This is a genomic window from Gordonia polyisoprenivorans, assembly GCF_017654315.1.
GTDB lineage: Bacteria > Actinomycetota > Actinomycetes > Mycobacteriales > Mycobacteriaceae > Gordonia > Gordonia polyisoprenivorans_A.
The window spans coordinates 2,619,861-2,638,773 of record NZ_CP072203.1 but is presented as its reverse complement, the minus strand read 5'-3'; the positions used below and the strand labels follow the sequence as shown (position 1 = coordinate 2,638,773).

The following is an 18,913-nucleotide window of genomic DNA, read 5'->3' as shown; positions in this document are numbered from 1 at the left end:
GACGACTCCTGGTGCGGCGGTAGACGATACGTCAGTGATCGAAGGTCGGGTTCTCCATTGCCGCCGGGCCGCCGATGAAGCTCGTCGGGACTCGAAAGTGTTGTCAGCGGAGCTTCACCGTGCCGGGATGAACGCTGGAGAAGGCGGGCGTCCGCAGGCCGTACCCGAGTATGTCACCGATCTCCGGCGTATGTGACGAGCACGCAGTTCGCGAGCCCCTCGTCGCGAGCCGAGAACCCACCGCGACAGCGCTCTCCAGACTCGCGACAGCGCTTCGCGGGGCGCTGTCGGCGTCGTGGAAGGCGCTGTCGACGTCGTGGTGGGCGCTGTCGGCGGCGTGGAGAGCGCTGTCGGCGTCATGGAGGGCGCTGTCGGCGGCGTGGAGAGCGCTGTCGGCGACTATGTGATCGGCACCGAATCCCAGAAGTCGCACTGGTGCTCGGCACGGAAGTCGACGCCGTGCACTCCGTCGGCCGCGAAGGACTGCACCGGACCGCTCGCCGCCGACACCGACGGCCACTGCGGCTGGTCGGCGGCCGTGGGAGTGCCCGAATGCGCGAACGACGTCCAGTATTCGATCATCGCCGCCGACAGCGTGGACTGGGGAGGATGCGGAACGAGGTTGGTGCCGTTCAGGTCGAACAGGTACGGCAATTCGTCGGCGTGAAAAGCCGCCTTGGGCACTGCCGGATTGTCCCCACCGCTCACGTTCGGCCCTGTCGCATCGGCGAATTCGTAGGTGAAGGTCGTCGCGTGTTTGGACAAGTCGTGCGCCGCTCGGAGGGTCGGGCAGGACCAGCCCGAATCGGTGAACACCCGCGCCAGTGCGGCCGGCGCCGACGAGAACGACGACAGCGGATACCGCGCGGCGACGTCTTGTGCCCGGTCCCCGTAAGCGGCCCGTAGGTCGGCCGGATAGGACTCGGCGGTGTAGGCGTGCGGGTCTGCCGTCACCGCACCCGCGGTGAAGGCGCCGTTCTCTTCGGCGTTTCCGCCGGTAATGACCGGGATACGCAGGGTGTTGCCGTCGGCGACGGCCGTGGCCGGACTCGTGGGCAGCAGCGCGGTGCCGTAGGCGAGTCCGTTCGAGAACGTCTCGTTCTGGGTCAGCAGTTTCTCGACGGGCAGGTCCCGAAGACAACCCACGGTGTCGGCACCGGCACAGCCCAGCGATGCCGCGACCTGCACACCGGTGGCCTCCGATTGTTCGAGGGGCGTATACGGACGTGATTGCGGGACTCCGGGGAACAGACTTCCGGTGGGGAAATCCAATGCGCACGAACCGGACTCGATGATGGCCTTGTCGATGAGTCCCTTGGCGGCCGGTGAGGTCAGGGCCGCACAGGCCGACATGCCGCCCGCCGATTCACCGAACACGGTCACATTGCCGGGATCGCCACCGAATGCCCGGGCGTTGTCGTGTACCCAGCGCAACGACTGGAGCTGATCGGCGAATCCGAAGTCACCGGATCCGGCGAGTCCCGGCAGTCCGAGATAGCCGAAGATCCCCAACCGGTAGTTCACCGTCACCACGACGACGTCACCGGCGTCGGCCAGACGCTGTGCGTCGTAAGACGATCCGGACCCGCTGACATATCCACCACCGTGCCACCACACCATCACCGGTAGCGATGAGCCATCGGGAATCCGTTGCGGCGTGGTCACATTCAGGTACAGACAGTCCTCGCCCTGTGTGGCCGGCGGCTTCCCCGGTACCGGCGTCGCCGCCTGCGGGCACTGGGGCGCCACCCCGGTGGCGTCGACATCGGCTTTCGGGTCCGACACCGGGACCGGTGGCGCCCAGCGCCGATCCCCGGTGGGCGCTTGGGCATAGCGGACACCGGTGAACTGACGGGTGGCCCCGACCGTGTGGCCGTGCAGTGTCCCGCTGCTGGTCGACACCTGCAGCGGCGCAGCATGTGTGGAGTCATCGGTGCTCGTGCACGCCACACCGCCGACGATGATGACGGCGAGCAGCGTGATGGTCGAACTCATTCGTCTCAGGCACTGTGTCATGTCGCCCTCCGTGGGCTGAGAATCTGCGGGTGTCGAATCCGCGGTGGTCAGATCCGCGTGGTCAGATCCGCGACTGCTCGGCGCGTAGCCCCGGCAGCACGAATCGGTCGAGTTCCTCGGCCACCGCCGCCGGCGGATCGCCGGCGATGATCCGACGCAGCCCGAGGTCGAGCGTGACGCGCACGAGATCGGCGGCCAGCCCCACGTCGAAGGTCCGGAACAGGCCGGCTTCCTGCCCGGCGGTGAGGATCGCATCCACCGCTGTCATCTCCTCTCGGTGATGATCGCTCTCGTCGCGGTTCGGGGCGTCGGGATCGTCGGACGCATACAGCGCCGAGAGAACTCTCATCTCTCGCACGTGGCGAGCGTAAAAGGCGATGCTGCCGCGGATGAACGCCGTGAGCATCGCCTCCGGTGACCGCGCCGCTTTGGCCTCTGGCTGGACCTCACTGCGGCCGAGATCATAGATCTGCTCGACAACCGCCGCGAAAAGTGCTGCGCGACTGTCGAAATGATAGGTGATCAGCTTGCGGCTGACACCCATCTGTCGTGCGATGCGCACCAGTGACGCCTGGCTGACGCCGATCTGGTCGATGACCTCGACAGCAGCTTCGATCATTTGCTGCCGACGCACGCGCGCGATCATGGAAGTAGCCGCCACCACCGCAAAACTACCACCCCTGGCAATCATTTACCAGGGGTGGAAAATTAATCCGCGAGCCTCTATGCCTGTGGCGCACCGACCGCCGCGCGAGCCACCAGACCCTTGCCTGCGATGGCTCGGAGTGACAGGGTGTGAACCAGCACACCGATCTTACTGTCCGGTAAGAATGGTGTTTTTCGTCAGCCTGCGAACATGGAGTTCACCGTGACCTCGTACTTTGTGACCGGTGGCAGCGGATTCATCGGACGCCGCGTCATCAGACAACTACTCGCAACCGATCCCGACGCGCAGATCCACGCGCTCGTCCGCCAGGGCTCCCTGCCCCGGTTCGTCGACACCGTGCGTAGCTTCCCCGGTTCGCACCGCGTCCACCCGATCATCGGGGATCTCACCGTCGACGGCCTCGGAGTCGACGACGACATCGAGGTCGACCACGTCGTCCATCTCGCTGCGATCTACGACATGGCAGCCGACGCGGCCAGCCAGCATGCCGCGAACGTGGAGGGCACCGCACGGGTCGCGGACTTCGCCGTCGCCCATGATGCGATGTGCCATCACATCTCGTCGATCGCGGTGGCCGGTGATCACGCGGGCGAGTTCACCGAGCAAGACTTCGATCTGGGCCAGTCCTTCCCGACGCCCTACCACCGCACCAAATTCGAGGCCGAGAAGGTCATTCGCGAGCGTGCGGGTTTGCGCTGGCGTGTGTATCGCCCGTCGGTGGTGGTCGGCGACTCCCGTACCGGCGAGATGGACAAGATCGACGGCCCGTACTACTTCTTCGGCCATCTTCGCCTGCTGGGGAAACTACCTGCGGCACTGCGTCTCCCGTTTCCCGACCTCGGACGCATCAACATGGTGCCGGTGGACTATGTGGTCGACGCCCTCGTCGCCCTGATCGGTCTCGACCCGGAATCCGGCGGCCGGGTGTATCACCTCGGGGACCGCCGCGAAGTGTCGATCACCGAGATGTACAACGCGCTGGCCCCATCCCTGCGAGCCCCCAAGGGCATCAACGCGATCCCCCACCAGATCGTCGGACGCGCCACGTCGTTGGCCGGCACTCCCCCGTTACGCCTCGGCCGCAACCTCATCGCCCGCCAGGTCGGTATCCCACCCGCCCTGCTCGACGGCATGGACCTGCCCGTGACGTTCCGCTCCGACCTGACCATCGCACGGCTGGCCCGATTCGGGATTCGCCCACCGGAATTCGACGACTACGCGCCCTTGCTCTGGCGGTACTGGGAGCGCGCACTCGACCCGGCGCGTCATCGGCGATCCGACCCGCGCGGTCCGCTCGTCGGCAAGGTCGTCCTGATCACCGGCGGCTCGTCCGGTATCGGCAAGGCCACCGCCCGCATGTGCGTCGAGCGAGGTGCCACGGCGCTGATCGTGGCGCGTCACGCCGAGGAGCTGGAATCCACGGCACTCGAGGTGAATTCGGCAACACCCAAGCCCGGACTCCCTCGCGGACAGGCGTTCCCGTTCGTCTGTGACATCACCGACGAGGAGTCGGTGCGCGCCATGGTGAAGACCGTCATCGTCGACCACGGTCACGTCGATATCCTGGTCAACAATGCCGGCCGTTCCATCCGTCGGGCGACCATCAACGCCGTCGATCGCTCCCACGACTATCACCGAGTGATGGCGGTCAACTACTTCGGTGCGGTCAATCTGGTGCTGGCGTTGCTGCCGCATATGGTCGAACGCGGCAGTGGCCACATCGTCAACGTCACCTCGATCGCCGTGCAGGCGCGCGGCGCCCGGTTCGGCGCGTACGCGGCGTCGAAGGCGGCACTGGAGGCGTTCAGCGATTCGGTCGCCGCCGAGACCTTGTCCGATCACGTGACGGTCTCCCATGTGCGGCTCCCGCTGGTTCGGACACGCATGATCGCGCCGACCGAGCAGTACCGGGACTCGGCCGGGGTGTGGTCGGTCGACAAGGGTGCCTCGCGCGTGCTGGAAGCGATTCTGCGCCGGCCACAACGGGTGTCGACACCACTGGGTGACCTCGCCGACCTGGGCCACCGTTTCGCCCCGCGCTTGACCACCCGGATCATGCATCAGGACTATCTCCTCAGCCGCGAGTCGGCGGCCGCTCTGGAGAATGCCGTGGCCGGTGACACCCCGTGATCGATACCCCGTATCTGGCAGTCGATCTCGCTCGCCTGGAGTCCAACCTCACGGCCATGGCGCGGCGCTGTGCCGACCTCGGCGTGGCATTGCGCCCACATGCCAAGACCCACAAGTGCATCGAGATCGCTCAGCTCCAGATCGGCTGCGGTGCCACGGGTCTGACGGTGGCAACCATCGGTGAGGCCGAGGTGTTCGCGGCCGCGGCCGAACAAACCGGGTGTCGCGATCTGTTCATCGCCTACCCGCTGTGGGTGACCGCCCACACGGGTGCGCGGTTAAGCGAACTCGCCCGCACGGTGTCGATGCGTGTGGGTGTCGACTCGATCGCCGGAGCACACCGCCTCGCCGCCGAGGTCGCACGAGCCGATACACATCTCGAGGTGCTCGTGGAGATCGATTCCGGACATCACCGCACCGGGGTGGCGGCCGAACGGGCCGGGCCCGTGGCGGCAGCGGCCGCTGCCGCGGGCCTCGACGTGGTGGGTGTGTTCACCTTCCCCGGACACGGATACGGTCCGGGAACGGCGCGCGCCGAGGCCGGCGCCGCCGAGGCGGTGGCGTTGCGCGACGCGGCAGCGTCGTTGCGCGACAATGGTATCGATCCCCGGGTGATCAGTGGCGGATCGACCCCGACGGTCGAGTTCGCCGAGGCCGGAGCTCTCACTGAGATCCGGCCAGGTGTCTACCCGTTCAACGACGCCCAGCAGGTCGAGTTGGGCAGCGCCACCGTCGACGAGGTGGCGCTGACCGCGGTCACCACGGTGGTCCACCGATCGCGGTCGCGGGTGATCGTCGATGCCGGCAGCAAGATCCTCGGCGCCGACCGGCCTGGGTGGGCAACGGGTTTCGGGCATGTCCTCGACTCCCCGCGAGCCCGGATCACCGCGTTGTCGGAACATCACGCCACCATCGACTACCCCGAGGATGACGACCCCGAGGGGCCGGCGAGTATCCCCGATCCGGGAGACCGGATCGAGGTGATCCCCAACCACGTGTGCACGGCCGTGAACCTCGTCGATGACCTGATCGTGAAAGGCCAAGGGGAACACTCACTGTCGTGGCGCGTCGCCGCCCGCGGCCGCAACAGCTGAAGCCAGCTCGCTCAGTCGTAGACCCCCTCCACCACCCAGCCGCCGGAGCGGTAGCACAGCAGCAACGCGCGGGAGTCGTCGAGCAACACCTGTGCGCGGGCACTGATCGCCTCATGCCCCGATTCCGGGCCGACAGGTTCCAGACCGACCGGCCACGGCCCGGCCCACCACCGCACCTCCCAGCCCTGCCGGGAGGGTTCGGGCATCCGGACCATCGTCGGTTCGGCGGTGAACGCGCCTCGCGGGGTGACCTGCACCGGCTCTCCCGCGGGATCGATCACCTCGACCGGCGCGTCGGACGACATCGTCGGTGCCGGTTGGGGCAGACGGCCCGGCCAGGGCACCTCCGGGTCGCGCCCGGGCACCGGGTCTTCGCCGAGGGTGATCATCGAGATCTGTTCGGCGGGACCGCGTCCACCGCTGAGCACGGGTATGCGCACCGCATCGCCGCCGAGCAGGCCCTGTACCCGCTCCATGCTGCGGCGCGCTCGTTCGGTCAGTTCCGGTTCGCCGGGCAGCCCGGCACCGGTCAACGCGTGCTGCAACATTCCGGCGTCGACGACCTCGACGGGCACCAGCCGTAGGACCGCGATCGGCGAATCCGGCCGCGCGTCGCCGGAGCCCCGGGTACGACCACTGGTCATCCATCCCTCAAGTTGCCAGCGGATACGGTCGGCGGTCGCCGACGCCGTGAGCGGTTGGCCGCATCTCCAGGTTCGCGAATGACGCTGTCCGCGTTCGGTGATCGCTTCCACCATCAACTTGGTGCAGGCCACCGACGCATCGACGAGACGCCGATGTAGCAGTTCGGCGATCCGGCGGCCGGCGAAGGCGGCCGCGTCGATCCGATCGATCAGCGGGTCGCACGGGTACTCGATCACCAGGTCTTCCGGCAGCGCCTGCGTCGAGGGCGGACGGCCCGGCTGGGCGGTGGCCTGCCGATGTGCGATGACCGCGTCGGCGTCGAATCTCGTGGCGACGTCGGACGCCGCCATCGCGGCGAACGCCCCGATGGTCCGTAGGCCGAGCCTGCGGAGCAGATCGACCAACTCGGTGCGGCCGGGCCCGCACAGGGAGGGTTCGGCCGCGAGGTCGGTGATCGGCCGATCCGCCAGGTGCTCACGATCGCCGCCGGGCGGCACACTGTGTCCAGTGCGCGCGGCCAGAACCGCGGTGAACAGTTCGTCGGCGACGCCGACCTGCGACTCCACCCCGCACGCGGAGACCCGGTCGATGAGTTCCTCGGCGAGTTCGGCCTCTCCCCCGAACACCCGGGCCGCTCCCGACAGCCGCAGGACCACCAACCCGGGCCGCACCACCTCCATTGCCGGGACCAGGTCGGCGACCGCGGCGGCCACCGGCTCGAACAACCGGCCGTCCCGATGTTCGTCGGCGGTGACGACCGTCATCTCCGGACACACCGATTGCGCCTGCCGTTTACGCATCCCCCGCCGCACCCCGAGCGCCCGCGCCGGGGCCGAGCAGGCGATCACACGATTGGCGTGCAGCACCGCCACCGGGTGTCGGGGCGGCAGATCGGCATCGGCGGCGGCTGCCGTGGCGGGCCAGTCCGGACACCACAGCGCCAGCACCCGCGCCTGCGCGGCCATCAGTTGGCCACCGCACCGGGCGCGTCGGCGGCCACCGACACCGACGGCCCCACCCGTCGGATGTGTACCGCGTCGTCGCCGAATCCGCCTGCGGTGACGTCGATCTCGGCGGAACGTCGGCGATGGTCGCGACCACCGACGACGATCTGCAGCCGCATGCCACCGACCCGTCCGTAGCCGCGATGGGCACCGGCGAGATCAGCGGCCTCCGGGCCGTGTCGATAACCGATCACCCGCGCATCCATCCGGGTGTGGGCGCCGGGCCAGTCGCCGTCGACGACCACCAGCGACGAACCCTGTTGGCGCGCACGGCCCCCGACCACCCGGCTCCGCGAGGGGGCGACGGTGATCCCGCGCAGCCCCACCACGACCACGTCCATGCCGTCGAGCAGTACCGCGGCCACTTCCACCGGGTCGATACCCGGGTCCGGGACCACCGCGATCCGACGCAGATCAGCGCCCATCTCCACCGCGGCGAGCAGATTCAGGCGCGGCATCCCGACAATGCCCACCTGGTGTCCCGCCTGCGTGAGGGTGGCGATCATCGCCATCAGCAGCGACCGCGCACCCCGGTAACCGACCACCGTGCCCCGGGCGATCCCGTGCTGTCCGGAGCTCCCGTCCTTCCCGATTCCGCTGCGGGGCAACAGGTCTGCAATGGCGTCCGGTAAGGCAAAGACCTCGGCCGGCCCAGGCTGTACCGAGCGTCTGTCGGGCATCCCCGACATCACCGCCATCTTTCGGCGCAGGGAGTCGAGGGTATCGGAATCCGCACGTCCCGACCCTTCTCGCCCACCCCGATCCAGTGGCACCACACTCATGACACACCCCTTCCGGCCAGCGCACACAATGCTCGGCGGGCCGGGAAGTGCCACACCATCGCGTCCCATCCGACTCGGGGAATCACCCCGCGAATCGAATGTTTTTTCGATGCCCTGATCGTACGACGCGGCTCCGACAGTCCGCAACCGCGCAGGTCGCCCGGGCTTCTTCCCGAAGGATCACACCCTTCCCCGCAAAATCTCCCGAGGACGAACGAAAACCCCCGGGAAGAACGCGCGGTCTCAGAACAACGTGAGTACTTGTGCCAGTTCGGGTTCGGCCACCGGATCGTCGACGCCGGAATGCTGCTCTGGGTGCCCCACACGCGAGCCCGACGACCCGGCCAACCCGTGACGTGCCACCATCGGCCGCATCCGTTCCCGCAGCCACGACGAATACTCCGGGGTGACGTAGGCGCCCCGCCCGTACAGCGTGCGATATCGGCGGACGAGCGCCGGGTGATGTTCGGCGAGCCAGGTCAGAAACCACGGCTTGGTGGCGCCGCGCAAGTGCATCGGGATGACGGTGACGCCCGACGCCCCGGCCTCGGCGAGCGAGGCGAGCAGAGCGTCGAGGTGCGCGCTGGAGTCGGTCAGGTACGGGATCACCGGGGCGACCATGATGTGCGGGCCGAACCCGGCCTCGGCGATGTCGCGGATCAGTGCGAGCCGCGCCGCGGGCGACGGCGTCCCCGGTTCGATCTGCTTCTGCAACTCGGCATCATGAAAGGCCAGCGAGATGCTCAGCGACACCGGCACCTGCCCGGCGGCCTGACGCAGCAGGGGCAAATCACGTCGCAGCAGCGTGCCCTTGGTGAGGATCGAGAAGGGCGTGGCCGATTCCGTCAGCGCCGAGATCACGCCGGGCATCAGCCGATAGCGGCCCTCGGCCCGCTGATAGGGGTCGGTGTTGGTGCCCAGGGCCACCGGTTCCCGACGCCAGGACCGACGCCGTAATTCCTTGCGCAACACCGCGGCCACGTTGAGTTTGACCACGACCTGCGAGTCGAAGTCCCGGCCCGCGTCGAGGTCGAGGTATTCGTGGGTGGGCCGGGCGAAGCAGTACCGGCAGGCATGGGTGCACCCCCGAAAGGTGTTGACCGTGTAGGTGAACGGCAACCCGGACTCCTCGGGCACCCGGTTGAGCGCACTCTTGGCGAGGACCTCGTGAAAGGTGATGCCCTCGAACTCCGGGGTCTGCACCGATCGCACCAGCCCGGCCCGTCCCAGACCCGGCAGGGCACCATCGTCGGCTTCGACAGCCTGTTCGGACCAACGCATACCCGGAGTCGAACACATGTGCTACGGCTTGTCAATCTCCGCGTCGAACTCCCTGGCCGATCACGGCGTGCCGCGAGATGCTCCGGTTCGGCCGCACTCCCCCTCGACTCCCCTCATCGGCGGACGCCCAGCTCACACCGGGCAATACCCCTGCGTGCCCCGGCTATCATCGCTGTCATGCCCGCCGACGTCGACAGCCACCGGACACCCGGCCCCAATTTCCTGGTGGCCGGACGCTATCGGCTCGTCTCGCGCATCGGTGGCGGCGGCATGGGCACGGTCTGGCTCGCCCGCGACCAGCTCCTCGACCGTGAGGTGGCCGTCAAGCAGGTCCTCTCCACCGAAGGATTGTCCGAGGACTCCGCGGAAACCGTTCGGCAGCGCGCGATGCGCGAGGGCCGGATCGCCGCCCGATTGAGCCACCGCAACGCCATCGCCATGCACGACGTCGCCCTCGACGGCGGCGAACCCTGGCTGGTGATGGAGTATCTGCCCTCACGCAGCGTCGCCCAGATCCTGCATGCCACCGGCACTCTCGAGGTCACCGAGGCCGCGAAGATCGGCGCGCAGGTCGCCGACGCGATGGTCGAGGCACACGCATCGGGAATCATCCACCGCGACATCAAACCCGGCAACATCCTCATCGCCGGGGGTGGGCGTCAGGCCGGGCTGGTCAAGATCACCGACTTCGGCATCTCCCGCGCCAAGGACGATGTCACCCTCACCCAGACCGGCCTGATCACCGGCACCCCAGCCTATTTCGCACCCGAGGTCGCGCGCGGCGACGAGCCGGCCGAGCCGTCGGATGTGTATTCTCTCGGCGCCACCATCTACACGATGGTCGAGGGGGAGCCGCCGTACGGCGTCGACGACAACTCGCTGGTGATGTTGCATCGGGTGGCGCGTGCGCAGATCAATCCGATGAAGCGGGCCGGCGTACTCGAACCGGTCCTGTTGCGGATGCTCGAGCCGAGCCCTCGGCGCCGCGTCACGATGGCGCAGGCACGCGACGAACTCGCCCGGATCGCCGCGGGTGAGCACGGCTCCACCGAGCAGGTGCTGACCAGCCTCGTCTCCCGATCCGACCTCGGCCTGAACACCCGGCCTCGCACGGCACCACCGTCCGGGCCACCACCGGCGTCGAGTTCATCCCGCGGCATGACCTCGAATCCTGCTGCACCACAACGCCATTACGATCCCACCCGCGTGGCGACGCCACCGCCCTACGATCCGGCCCGAGCACCCGGAGCCATGTCCCATCCCGGCGCCCAGCCTCCGGGACAGTACTCGCCGCGCTATCCGACGGCGCCGTCCTACAGCAGCGCGATGCCGCCACTCGGTCCACCCGCGCCGCACCGGCAAACCTCGCCGGGTGTCCTTGCCGCCGTGGTGTTCTTGTTCTTCGTCGTCCTCGCCGCCATCATCGTGCTGGTGATCGCACTCGTCTGATCAAGCACTCGACTGATCAAGCGCTCGTCCATCAAGCACATCGGTCGGATCCGGGCGAGGCACGGTTCACCCGATGTGACGGGTCGCCGCCCACCGGGTGAGCGCATTCCGGTTGGACTGCTGGGTCTTTCGGAGCACGTTGGAGGCGTGGGTCTCGACGGTCTTGATCGAGATGAACAGTTCCTCGGCGATCTCGCGGTAGGTGTACCCGCGTGCGAGCAGTCGCAGGACCTCGAGTTCCCGTCGGGTCAGCGAGTCGAGTTCGGGGTCCAGTTGCGGCTCCGGCGTCGACGACTTGCCCGTGAAGGAGTCCAGCACGAATCCGGCCAGACGCGGACTGAACACGGCGTCGCCCTCGGCGACGCGACGGACCGCGTCGGCGAGTTCGCTCCCGTCGATCGTCTTGGTCACGTAACCGCGGGCACCGGCGCGGATCGTGGCGATCACGTCCTCGGCCGCGTCGGACACCGACAACGCCAGGAACACCGGGGCATCGACGCCCAGCGCGTCGGTCACCCCACGCAGCACCGCGACCCCACCACCGGCGGGCATGTGCACATCGAGCAGCACCACATCCGGTCGCAGACGGGTGATCCCGGCGATCGCCTCGGCGACCGTGCCCGCCTCGCCGGCGACCGTCAGACCGTCCTCGCCGGCGAGTTCGGCCCGCACCCCCGACCGGAACACGCCGTGATCGTCGACGAGGAACACCCGGTAGTGCCCGGTCTGCGGCGCTTCGATGGTCATGATGCCTTTCCGTGGTCGGTGTTCGGATCGTCGGTGGCTTGCTGGTCGGTGCCGTGCTGGGCGGTGCCGGTGTGGTCGGAGCCCGGGCGCCCTGCACCGCGACGGCCAGGAGTCCGGACGACCGAGGGATCCTCGCCGGAAGTGGCGGTATCCGAACGCTTTTCGAGATCGGCCCCGGCCTTCTCGTCCTCGTGCGGGACGGGGTCCCCACGGGGCATGGTGACCCGCACATTGGTGCCGCGACCGGGCGCCGAACGGATGGACACCCGCCCACCGACGCGTTCGGTGCGGGCCCGGATCGACCGTGCGATGCCCTGACGGTCGCCGTCGACCCGGTCGGGATCGAAACCGACGCCGCGATCGCGCACGTACACCTCGACCTCGTCGTCGCCGACCTCGAGGTAGACATCGATCTTGCGTTCACCGGAGTGCTTGGCCGCGTTGATCAATGCCTCCCGGGTCACCCCGATCAGCGCGGGCCATCGTTTCGCGATCGACTTGTCGGTCTCCTCGTCGGGCCGCAGATCGCCGACCGTCACCACCTCGACCTCGATGCCGTAATGGTCTTCGATCTCGCCGGCCACACTGGTCACTGCGGCAACCAGGGACCCGCCGCGCTGCGCCGGATCACCGAACAGCCACGTCCGCAATTCTCGTTCCTGGCTGCGGGCCAGGCGCGCGACCTCCTCGGGCTTGGCGGCCTGCTTCTGGATGAGGGCCAGCGTCTGCAGCACCGAGTCGTGCAGGTGCGAGGCGATCTCCTCGCGTTCGGCATTGCGGATGCGCGCGGCCCGTTCCTCGTTGAGGGCGCGCCACATTCGCATCCAGAGCGGCACCGTCAGCAACAGCACGCCCAGCAACGTCGCACCGACCGCGAGGAGCGTCGTACTCAATCCGCCGAAGTTTCGGGTGCCGGCGAACACGATGACGACCAAGCCCCCGATCACCAGGACCGCGCCACCGGCCAGCCGTGTCCAGGTCAGCAGCGGACCGTGGGGGCGGGCACGCGCCGAGGTGTCGAATTCGCGCCAGACCAGACTTGCGCCGACGGCCACGAACACCAGTGGCACGAGATAGGTGGCGGGGGTACCGGATGCGGCGAAGCCCACCACGCTCATCGCGACCAGTCCGATGAGCGCCAGTCCCCACGCCTGCCTGCGCTCGGACGGGCTGGGAGCGGCGACGTCGTCGCCCGGCGGGCAGAAGAACCACAACAGCGCGTACGCGAGCGCACCCGCCCCGGCCATCGCGGTCAGTACGACGAAGACGACGCGGACCCGGAATGCGTCGACACCGAGGTGGTCGGCGACACCGCCGGCGACACCACCGATCACGCGGCCGCCACTGCGGCGCATCAGCCGCTGCGCACGCTCGACGTCGGTTGCCATGCCTTCGATACTTCCATGATCGTCGGGCCCGGGCATCAGGGTTCACCCCGGTGCCGACCCCGAAGACCGCGCCACCGGCCGGCGTCGGTGACGCGTCGATCCGGGTGGATCTCAGGGTCGGTCCCCGATGTGAGCTCGCCACGAACCGAGCACGATGAGTGCCATGGACACGACGCAGGTTCGGACGCAGCTCGAACGGCTGTGGGCCACACGGCCCACCAGACCGGCCTCTCCGCGCACCATCGCCGGTGTCTGCACGGGCATCGGTGAGCGCTACCGGGTCGACCCGACGCTGGTGAAGGTGGCGTTCGTGGTGGCGGCCGTCTTCGGCGGCAGCGGGGTGCTCCTGTACCTCGCGGCGTGGATCGCCTTTCCGTCCACCACCCGGGCCCGCACGCACGCCGCGGGCGGCGATCGCGGTGTCTCCCGTGGGTGGCACAACAATCCGACGGTGATCCTGTGGGTGGTCGTCGTGATCGTCGTGTCGTCGGTGTTCTCGCGTGGCCCTTGGGGTTCGGGCGGAATCGTCGGCGGCATCCTGATGCTCATCGGATGGTGGTTGTTGTTCCTGCGCACGCCCGAACCGCCCGCCGACACCAGCGTGGCGACCGTGTCGGCGCCCGAACCGCCGCAACGATTCGTCCGCTGGACCCCGCGCGCGGTACGAACCGGTGCGGCATCCACGGCATCGGCGTCGGTACCCGGCACACCGGGAGCGGTCGATCTCGCCAAGCCGGCGGCCGGGGTCGCCACATCAGCGACCGCGAGCACCACAGCCTCGACTTCTGCCGCACCGACCGACTTCGTCGAGGCCACACCCCCGTCGTGGGATCCGCTCGGGGCCGCCCGATTCGCCTGGGACCTCCCCGAACCCACCACACCGGCGGCGCCGCCGACGCCACCTGCCGCACCCCGCCGATCGGCGTTCTCGTTCATCGTGGTCGGCATCGCGGTCCTGGTGGTGGCCGGCGGGATCGCCGCACACGGACTCGGCGCCGGCTGGTTCACCGTGCCACACGTGCTGTCCCTGGCGTTGGCCGTGATCGGAGCGGGTCTGCTGGTCAACGGGCTGCGCAGGCATTCCACGCGGTCCCATCCGGGGGCGTTGGTACCGCTCGCGGTCGGACTGTCGGCGGCGGTGATCGTGACTACGTTGCTCGCCGGCGCCGCCTCCGGTGACCACCGGTTCGGTATGCCCGGCGGCGGGGTCGGCGAGCGGAATTGGAAGCCCATGAGCGAGAACGACATCCGTGACGACTACACACTGACCATGGGCAGCATGACGCTCGATCTCCGCGACGTCGACCTGACGACCGACGAGACCGTGCACCTGCGCAACGGAATCGGTGAGATCGTCGTCGAGGTGCCCGCCGGGATGAACATCCGAGCCGAATGCAGCGCGGGCGTCGGCGACTACTCCTGCCCCGAGGGACTCGACGGCGGCAACGACGGCACCACCGGTCCCGTGCTCACCATCGACGCCCACACCAATGTCGGCAGTGTGAAGGTACAGCGATGAACACCTCCGGCAATCCCTGGACAGGAGACGAGATGAACAGCACGACACCATCATTCGACAACACGGAGGACAGCGACACCGACCGCGCACCACAGCATCGGGCCCCCGTGGTGGCGGTGATCGGGCTCGCCGCCCTGCTGGTGGCCGGCTGGGGACTCGCCGACGGGCCGACGCTGCCCGACCCGGCGACCATCGGATGGGTCGTCGTCGGGATCGCCGTCGCCGTCGGCGCCCTGCTCATCGCGACCGGAGCGCGATCGGCCCGGTCGCGCTGATCATCTGCCGAACTGTCTAGAGGTTCGGTTGCCCGCTCATGATCACGATGATCACGACGCCATAGGTGACGAGCGCTGCGGCACAGGCGGTGACCACCGCTCCGACAACACTTCCGGTGCGCCGATGCACCGTCACGGCCGCAACGATCGCTGCCGCGGCGAGTAGCAGCGACACGAGTGTCAGCGCTGCGAGACCGATGGCGCCGGACATCTCACTCGCACGTCGATGGCGACGGCACCACGGCCCCCACTCACTCCCACTCGATGGTGCCCGGCGGCTTGCTGGTGACGTCGAGGACGACACGGTTCACGTCGGGGACCTCGTTGGTGATGCGGGTGGAGATGATCTCGAGGACCTCGTAGGGCACGCGGGTCCAGTCGGCGGTCATCGCGTCCTCACTGGAGACCGGGCGCAGCACGATCGGATGACCATAGGTGCGGCCGTCGCCCTGCACGCCGACGCTGCGCACATCGGCGAGCAGCACCACCGGGCACTGCCAGATCTGCGCGTCGAGTCCGGCGGCCGTCAATTCCTCACGCGCGATGAGATCGGCCTTACGCAACATGGCCAGCCGCTCCGCGGTGACCTCCCCGACGATCCGGATCGCCAGACCCGGACCCGGGAACGGCTGACGCGCAACGATCTCCTCCGGCAGACCGAGCTCACGTCCGACGGCGCGCACCTCGTCCTTGAACAGCAGGCGCAGCGGCTCGACGAGACTGAACTCGAGATCCTCGGGCAGTCCGCCGACGTTGTGGTGGCTCTTGATGTTGGCCGTACCACTCCCACCGCCGGACTCGACGACATCCGGATACAGGGTGCCCTGCACCAGGTAGTCGACCTGCTGTCCGCCCTCGGCGTGATCGCCGAGCACCTCACTCACCGCGCCCTCGAAGGAGCGGATGAACTCGCGGCCGATGATCTTGCGCTTCTGTTCCGGATCGCTCACCCCCGACAGCTCACGCAAGAAGGTGTCGGCGGCGTCGACGGTGACCAGTTTCGCGCCGGTGGCACCGACGAAGTCGTGTTGCACCTGCTCACGCTCGCCCGCGCGCAGCAAACCGTGGTCGACGAACACACACGTCAGCCGATCGCCGATCGCACGCTGCACCAGGGCCGCCGCGACCGCGGAGTCCACCCCGCCGGACAGACCACAGATGGCCAGACCGTCGCCGATCTGGTCGGAGACCTGGTCGATGAGTGCGTCGGCGATGTTGGCGGCGGTCCAGTCGGCCTCGAGCCCGGCGATCTCGTAGAGGAAGCGGGTCAGGATCTGCTGACCGTGCGGGGTGTGCAGCACCTCCGGGTGGTATTGCACACCGGCCATCCGGCGCGCGACGTTCTCGAACGCGGCGACCGGCGCACCGGGCGTCGAGCCGGTGACGGTGAATCCCTCCGGCGCCTCCTGCACGGCGTCGTTGTGGCTCATCCACACCGGCTGAGTGCTGGACAGGCCCTGGTGCAGGAGCCCCTCGTCGGTGAGAGTCAGTGTGGTGCGCCCGAATTCGCGCCCACCGGTGTTGGCCACCCGGCCACCCAGTACCGCGGCCATGGTCTGGAATCCGTAGCAGATACCGAAGACCGGGAGGTCGAGGTCGAGGATCGCCGGATCCAGTCGCGGGGCGTCCTCGGCGTACACCGAGGCGGGCCCACCGGAGAGGATCAGCGCCACCGGGTCCTTGGCCTTGAACGCCTCGATACCCGCGTCGTGCGCGATCACCTCGGAGTAGATCCGCGCCTCACGGACACGGCGCGCGATCAGCTGCGCGTACTGGGCACCGAAGTCGACGACGAGCACCGGGCGCGGGCCGTCGATGAATCCCTGCGAATCGGTCACAGGGCGAGTCTAGTGGCACCGCCGGACACCGGGCGGTTCACCCTGCGCGCCCTGGCGGATCGCGGACCCCGATCGTCGTGGAATACTCATCTTTCGCAATGACTACTTCTGATACCCGGCCCAGTGCCTGGTCACTGACCATCGCCGACATCACCCAGGCGGCGGTATTCGCCGCGCTGATTGCCGCACTCGGCCTGCCCGGCACCATCACCGTGGGCACCGCCGGCGTGCCCATCACCTTCCAGACGCTCGGCGTGATGCTCGCCGGGGCGATCCTCGGCCCCAAGAAGGGCACGCTGTCGGTGGTCATCTTCATGGTGCTCGCGATCGCCGGCCTGCCGATCCTCTCCGGCGGCCGCAACGGGCTGACCGCGTTGAGCTCCCCCACCGCGGGTTTCTTCGTCGGCTTCCTGCCGGGAGTGATCGTCATCGGCGTACTGACCGCACTGATGATGTGGACGCGCGCCCGATCGCAGACGGTGCCGCGGTATCGGGTGCTGCCCGGCATCGTCATCAACATCATCGGCGGGATTCTCGTGGTGTACATCTGCGGCACCATCGGCCTGATGATCCGCGCCGACATGACGCTGTGGGCGGCGATCGCCGCGAACGGCTGGTTCATCCTCGGCGACGCGATCAAGGCCGTCGTCACCGCCTTGGTCGCCGCCCAGGTCCACCGCGGATGGCCGGGTCTGATCGGCCCGCTGCGGCGACCGACCCACGAGGCCTCCCCGTCGAACTGACCGCGACCGGACCGCCATCGTGATCGAGTTCCGCGACATCACCCACGCCTTCGGTGCCCGCACCGTGCTGCGCGAGGTGTCGCTGACACTGTCGGAACATCGCATCGGGATCGTCGGCGCCAACGGCAGCGGCAAATCGACCCTGGTGCGAATGATCAACGCGCTCGTCGTCCCCGACCACGGCACGGTGACGGTCAACGGGATCGACGCGCGACGCCACAAACGACGCGTCCGCCGCGAGGTCGGCTTCATCTTCTCCGACCCCGACCGGCAGATCATCATGCCGACCGTCGCCGAGGACATCGAGCTCTCCCTCACCCGCACCGAACTGAACAGAACCGAACGCGCCGAACGCACCCGGACCGTGCTCGACCGGTTCGGGTTGGCCGACCACGCCGACTCCCCCGCCGGACGGCTCTCCGGCGGCCAGAAACAACTCCTCGCCCTGGCATCGGTGTTCGTCACCGAACCCGCGGTGATCGTCGCCGACGAACCGACCACCCTGCTGGATCTGCGCAACGCCCGGATGTTGCGCGCGGTGTTCGCCGGACTGACCGAGCAACTCATCGTCGTCAGTCACGACCTCGACCTCGTCTCCGACTTCGACCGCGTCCTGGTGATGGACGACGGACGCATCGTCGCCGACGACGAGCCCACACCGGCACTGCGCCACTACCGGGAGATGATGACGTGAATCCGCTGGGCACCTACCGTCCGGGACACTCACCGCTGCACCGGCTCTCGCCCGGAATCAAGCTGGTCGGGCTCGCCGTGGCGATCCTGGCGATCTCCCTGGCCGTACGCTCACTGCCCGCGCTGGGCATTGCCACACTCGCCGTGGCGGCGCTCTACGCGCTGGCCGGGATCGGACCGGTCACCGCCTGGCGCCAGTTCCGGCCCACCCTGTGGATCCTGGTGTTCATCTTCGCTTTCCAGTGGATCTTCACCGACGCGCGGCGCGCGCTGCTCGTGTGCGGAATCCTGGCGCTGTCGGTGCTGCTGGCGGCGGTGGTCACCCTGACCACCCGGACCACCGACATGCTCGACTCACTGACCCGCGGATTGCAGCCCTTGCGGCGCTTCGGGGTTCGCACCGACCTCATCGCGATCGCCCTGGCACTCACGATCCGCGCGATCCCCCTGATGGTCGAGATCGCCGGTCAGGTCGACGAGGCCCGACGGGCTCGCGGCCTACGCCCCGGACCTCGAATCCTGGTGGCGCCCATCGTGCTCGGCGCCCTGCGCACCGCCGACGGATTCGCCGAGAGCCTCTCGGCACGCAGCCTGGACTGACCGCGCCGCTCGCTACGCTCCCGGCGCCGAACCCACCCGGCC

Annotated in this window: 18 protein-coding genes; 8 read left to right on the top strand and 10 right to left on the bottom strand. The window is 68.4% G+C overall.

Annotation, left to right across the window (positions count from 1 at the left end; translation table 11 throughout):
* Positions 1-103 precede the first annotated feature (103 nt).
* From J6U32_RS11885 to J6U32_RS11875, 3 genes are all read right to left on the bottom strand, one after another.
* Positions 104-433, bottom strand: a complete 330-nt coding sequence (locus tag J6U32_RS11885) for a hypothetical protein (protein ID WP_208795619.1) — start codon at positions 431-433, stop codon at positions 104-106.
* A complete protein-coding gene (locus tag J6U32_RS11880; RefSeq protein WP_208795618.1) occupies positions 400-1,995 on the bottom strand; it encodes a carboxylesterase/lipase family protein in 1,596 nt (531 codons plus the stop codon). Before J6U32_RS11880 ends, J6U32_RS11885 begins: the two co-directional genes overlap by 34 nt.
* Positions 1,996-2,077: 82 nt before the next feature.
* The gene (locus tag J6U32_RS11875; RefSeq protein WP_244332833.1) at positions 2,078-2,650 is read right to left on the bottom strand and encodes a TetR/AcrR family transcriptional regulator; all 573 of its coding nucleotides are present in this window, start codon (positions 2,648-2,650) and stop codon (positions 2,078-2,080) included.
* 234 nt (positions 2,651-2,884) lie between these two features.
* On the opposite strand from J6U32_RS11875, the gene J6U32_RS11870 reads away from it, so the two are divergent.
* Positions 2,885-4,813, top strand: coding sequence for an SDR family oxidoreductase (locus J6U32_RS11870; RefSeq protein ID WP_208796077.1), 1,929 nt, complete (start codon positions 2,885-2,887; stop codon positions 4,811-4,813).
* Positions 4,810-5,907 (top strand): alanine racemase, encoded by a 1,098-nt coding sequence (locus J6U32_RS11865; RefSeq protein ID WP_208795616.1) that lies wholly within the window; start codon positions 4,810-4,812, stop codon positions 5,905-5,907. Before J6U32_RS11870 ends, J6U32_RS11865 begins: the two co-directional genes overlap by 4 nt.
* 11 nt (positions 5,908-5,918) lie before the next feature.
* Here the strand turns inward: J6U32_RS11865 and J6U32_RS11860 are convergent, their stop codons facing one another.
* The 3 genes from J6U32_RS11860 to J6U32_RS11850 all read right to left on the bottom strand — a co-directional run bounded on the left by J6U32_RS11860 (position 5,919) and on the right by J6U32_RS11850 (position 9,619).
* Positions 5,919-7,517: a DNA polymerase Y family protein gene (locus tag J6U32_RS11860; RefSeq protein ID WP_208795615.1), complete on the bottom strand. Its 1,599-nt coding sequence runs from the start codon at positions 7,515-7,517 to the stop codon at positions 5,919-5,921.
* Complete coding sequence (locus tag J6U32_RS11855) at positions 7,517-8,338, bottom strand: hypothetical protein (protein ID WP_208795614.1); 822 nt, start codon at positions 8,336-8,338, stop codon at positions 7,517-7,519. The genes J6U32_RS11860 and J6U32_RS11855 overlap by 1 nt, the downstream gene beginning before the upstream one ends.
* A gap of 243 nt (positions 8,339-8,581) precedes the next feature.
* Positions 8,582-9,619: an Rv2578c family radical SAM protein gene (locus tag J6U32_RS11850; protein ID WP_208795613.1), complete on the bottom strand. Its 1,038-nt coding sequence runs from the start codon at positions 9,617-9,619 to the stop codon at positions 8,582-8,584.
* 177 nt (positions 9,620-9,796) lie between these two features.
* Between J6U32_RS11850 and J6U32_RS11845 the strand changes: the two genes are divergently transcribed.
* Positions 9,797-11,068: a serine/threonine-protein kinase gene (locus J6U32_RS11845; RefSeq protein ID WP_208795612.1), complete on the top strand. Its 1,272-nt coding sequence runs from the start codon at positions 9,797-9,799 to the stop codon at positions 11,066-11,068.
* Positions 11,069-11,134: 66 nt separating this feature from the next.
* Here the strand turns inward: J6U32_RS11845 and J6U32_RS11840 are convergent, their stop codons facing one another.
* Together J6U32_RS11840 and J6U32_RS11835 are read right to left on the bottom strand one after the other, a co-directional pair.
* Complete coding sequence (locus J6U32_RS11840; protein WP_020171740.1) at positions 11,135-11,815, bottom strand: response regulator; 681 nt, start codon at positions 11,813-11,815, stop codon at positions 11,135-11,137.
* The gene (locus J6U32_RS11835) at positions 11,812-13,203 is read right to left on the bottom strand and encodes an ATP-binding protein (protein ID WP_244332831.1); all 1,392 of its coding nucleotides are present in this window, start codon (positions 13,201-13,203) and stop codon (positions 11,812-11,814) included. The genes J6U32_RS11840 and J6U32_RS11835 overlap by 4 nt, the downstream gene beginning before the upstream one ends.
* A 163-nt stretch (positions 13,204-13,366) precedes the next feature.
* Between J6U32_RS11835 and J6U32_RS11830 the strand changes: the two genes are divergently transcribed.
* Positions 13,367-14,722: a PspC domain-containing protein gene (locus tag J6U32_RS11830; RefSeq protein ID WP_208795610.1), complete on the top strand. Its 1,356-nt coding sequence runs from the start codon at positions 13,367-13,369 to the stop codon at positions 14,720-14,722.
* Between the two features lie 32 nt (positions 14,723-14,754).
* On the top strand, positions 14,755-14,997 hold the full coding sequence (locus J6U32_RS11825; protein ID WP_208795609.1) for a hypothetical protein: 243 nt from the start codon (positions 14,755-14,757) through the stop codon (positions 14,995-14,997).
* 16 nt (positions 14,998-15,013) lie between these two features.
* Here the strand turns inward: J6U32_RS11825 and J6U32_RS11820 are convergent, their stop codons facing one another.
* On the bottom strand, positions 15,014-15,208 hold the full coding sequence (locus tag J6U32_RS11820) for a hypothetical protein (RefSeq protein ID WP_208795608.1): 195 nt from the start codon (positions 15,206-15,208) through the stop codon (positions 15,014-15,016).
* 40 nt (positions 15,209-15,248) lie between these two features.
* Positions 15,249-16,835, bottom strand: a complete 1,587-nt coding sequence (gene guaA, locus J6U32_RS11815) for a glutamine-hydrolyzing GMP synthase (protein ID WP_208795607.1) — start codon at positions 16,833-16,835, stop codon at positions 15,249-15,251.
* A 98-nt stretch (positions 16,836-16,933) separates the two neighbouring features.
* On the opposite strand from guaA, the gene J6U32_RS11810 reads away from it, so the two are divergent.
* From J6U32_RS11810 to J6U32_RS11800, 3 genes are read left to right on the top strand one after another with little or no spacing between them, the layout of a single operon-like run.
* A complete protein-coding gene (locus J6U32_RS11810) occupies positions 16,934-17,578 on the top strand; it encodes a biotin transporter BioY (RefSeq protein ID WP_208795606.1) in 645 nt (214 codons plus the stop codon).
* Between the two features lie 19 nt (positions 17,579-17,597).
* Positions 17,598-18,272 (top strand): energy-coupling factor ABC transporter ATP-binding protein, encoded by a 675-nt coding sequence (locus J6U32_RS11805; protein ID WP_208795605.1) that lies wholly within the window; start codon positions 17,598-17,600, stop codon positions 18,270-18,272.
* Complete coding sequence (locus J6U32_RS11800) at positions 18,269-18,871, top strand: energy-coupling factor transporter transmembrane component T family protein (protein ID WP_208795604.1); 603 nt, start codon at positions 18,269-18,271, stop codon at positions 18,869-18,871. Before J6U32_RS11805 ends, J6U32_RS11800 begins: the two co-directional genes overlap by 4 nt.
* Positions 18,872-18,913: the final 42 nt, after the last annotated feature.

Coding starts and splice junctions, on each gene's coding strand:
- J6U32_RS11835 (WP_244332831.1), bottom strand. CDS start 13,203: ATGGCAACCGACGTCGAGCGTGCGCAGCGGCTGATGCGCCGCAGTGGC.
- J6U32_RS11855 (WP_208795614.1), bottom strand. CDS start 8,338: ATGAGTGTGGTGCCACTGGATCGGGGTGGGCGAGAAGGGTCGGGACGT.
- J6U32_RS11850 (WP_208795613.1), bottom strand. CDS start 9,619: ATGCGTTGGTCCGAACAGGCTGTCGAAGCCGACGATGGTGCCCTGCCG.
- J6U32_RS11860 (WP_208795615.1), bottom strand. CDS start 7,517: ATGGCCGCGCAGGCGCGGGTGCTGGCGCTGTGGTGTCCGGACTGGCCC.
- J6U32_RS11845 (WP_208795612.1), top strand. CDS start 9,797: ATGCCCGCCGACGTCGACAGCCACCGGACACCCGGCCCCAATTTCCTG.
- J6U32_RS11880 (WP_208795618.1), bottom strand. CDS start 1,995: ATGAGTTCGACCATCACGCTGCTCGCCGTCATCATCGTCGGCGGTGTG.
- J6U32_RS11820 (WP_208795608.1), bottom strand. CDS start 15,208: ATGTCCGGCGCCATCGGTCTCGCAGCGCTGACACTCGTGTCGCTGCTA.
- J6U32_RS11810 (WP_208795606.1), top strand. CDS start 16,934: ATGACTACTTCTGATACCCGGCCCAGTGCCTGGTCACTGACCATCGCC.
- J6U32_RS11840 (WP_020171740.1), bottom strand. CDS start 11,815: ATGACCATCGAAGCGCCGCAGACCGGGCACTACCGGGTGTTCCTCGTC.
- J6U32_RS11825 (WP_208795609.1), top strand. CDS start 14,755: ATGAACAGCACGACACCATCATTCGACAACACGGAGGACAGCGACACC.
- J6U32_RS11830 (WP_208795610.1), top strand. CDS start 13,367: ATGGACACGACGCAGGTTCGGACGCAGCTCGAACGGCTGTGGGCCACA.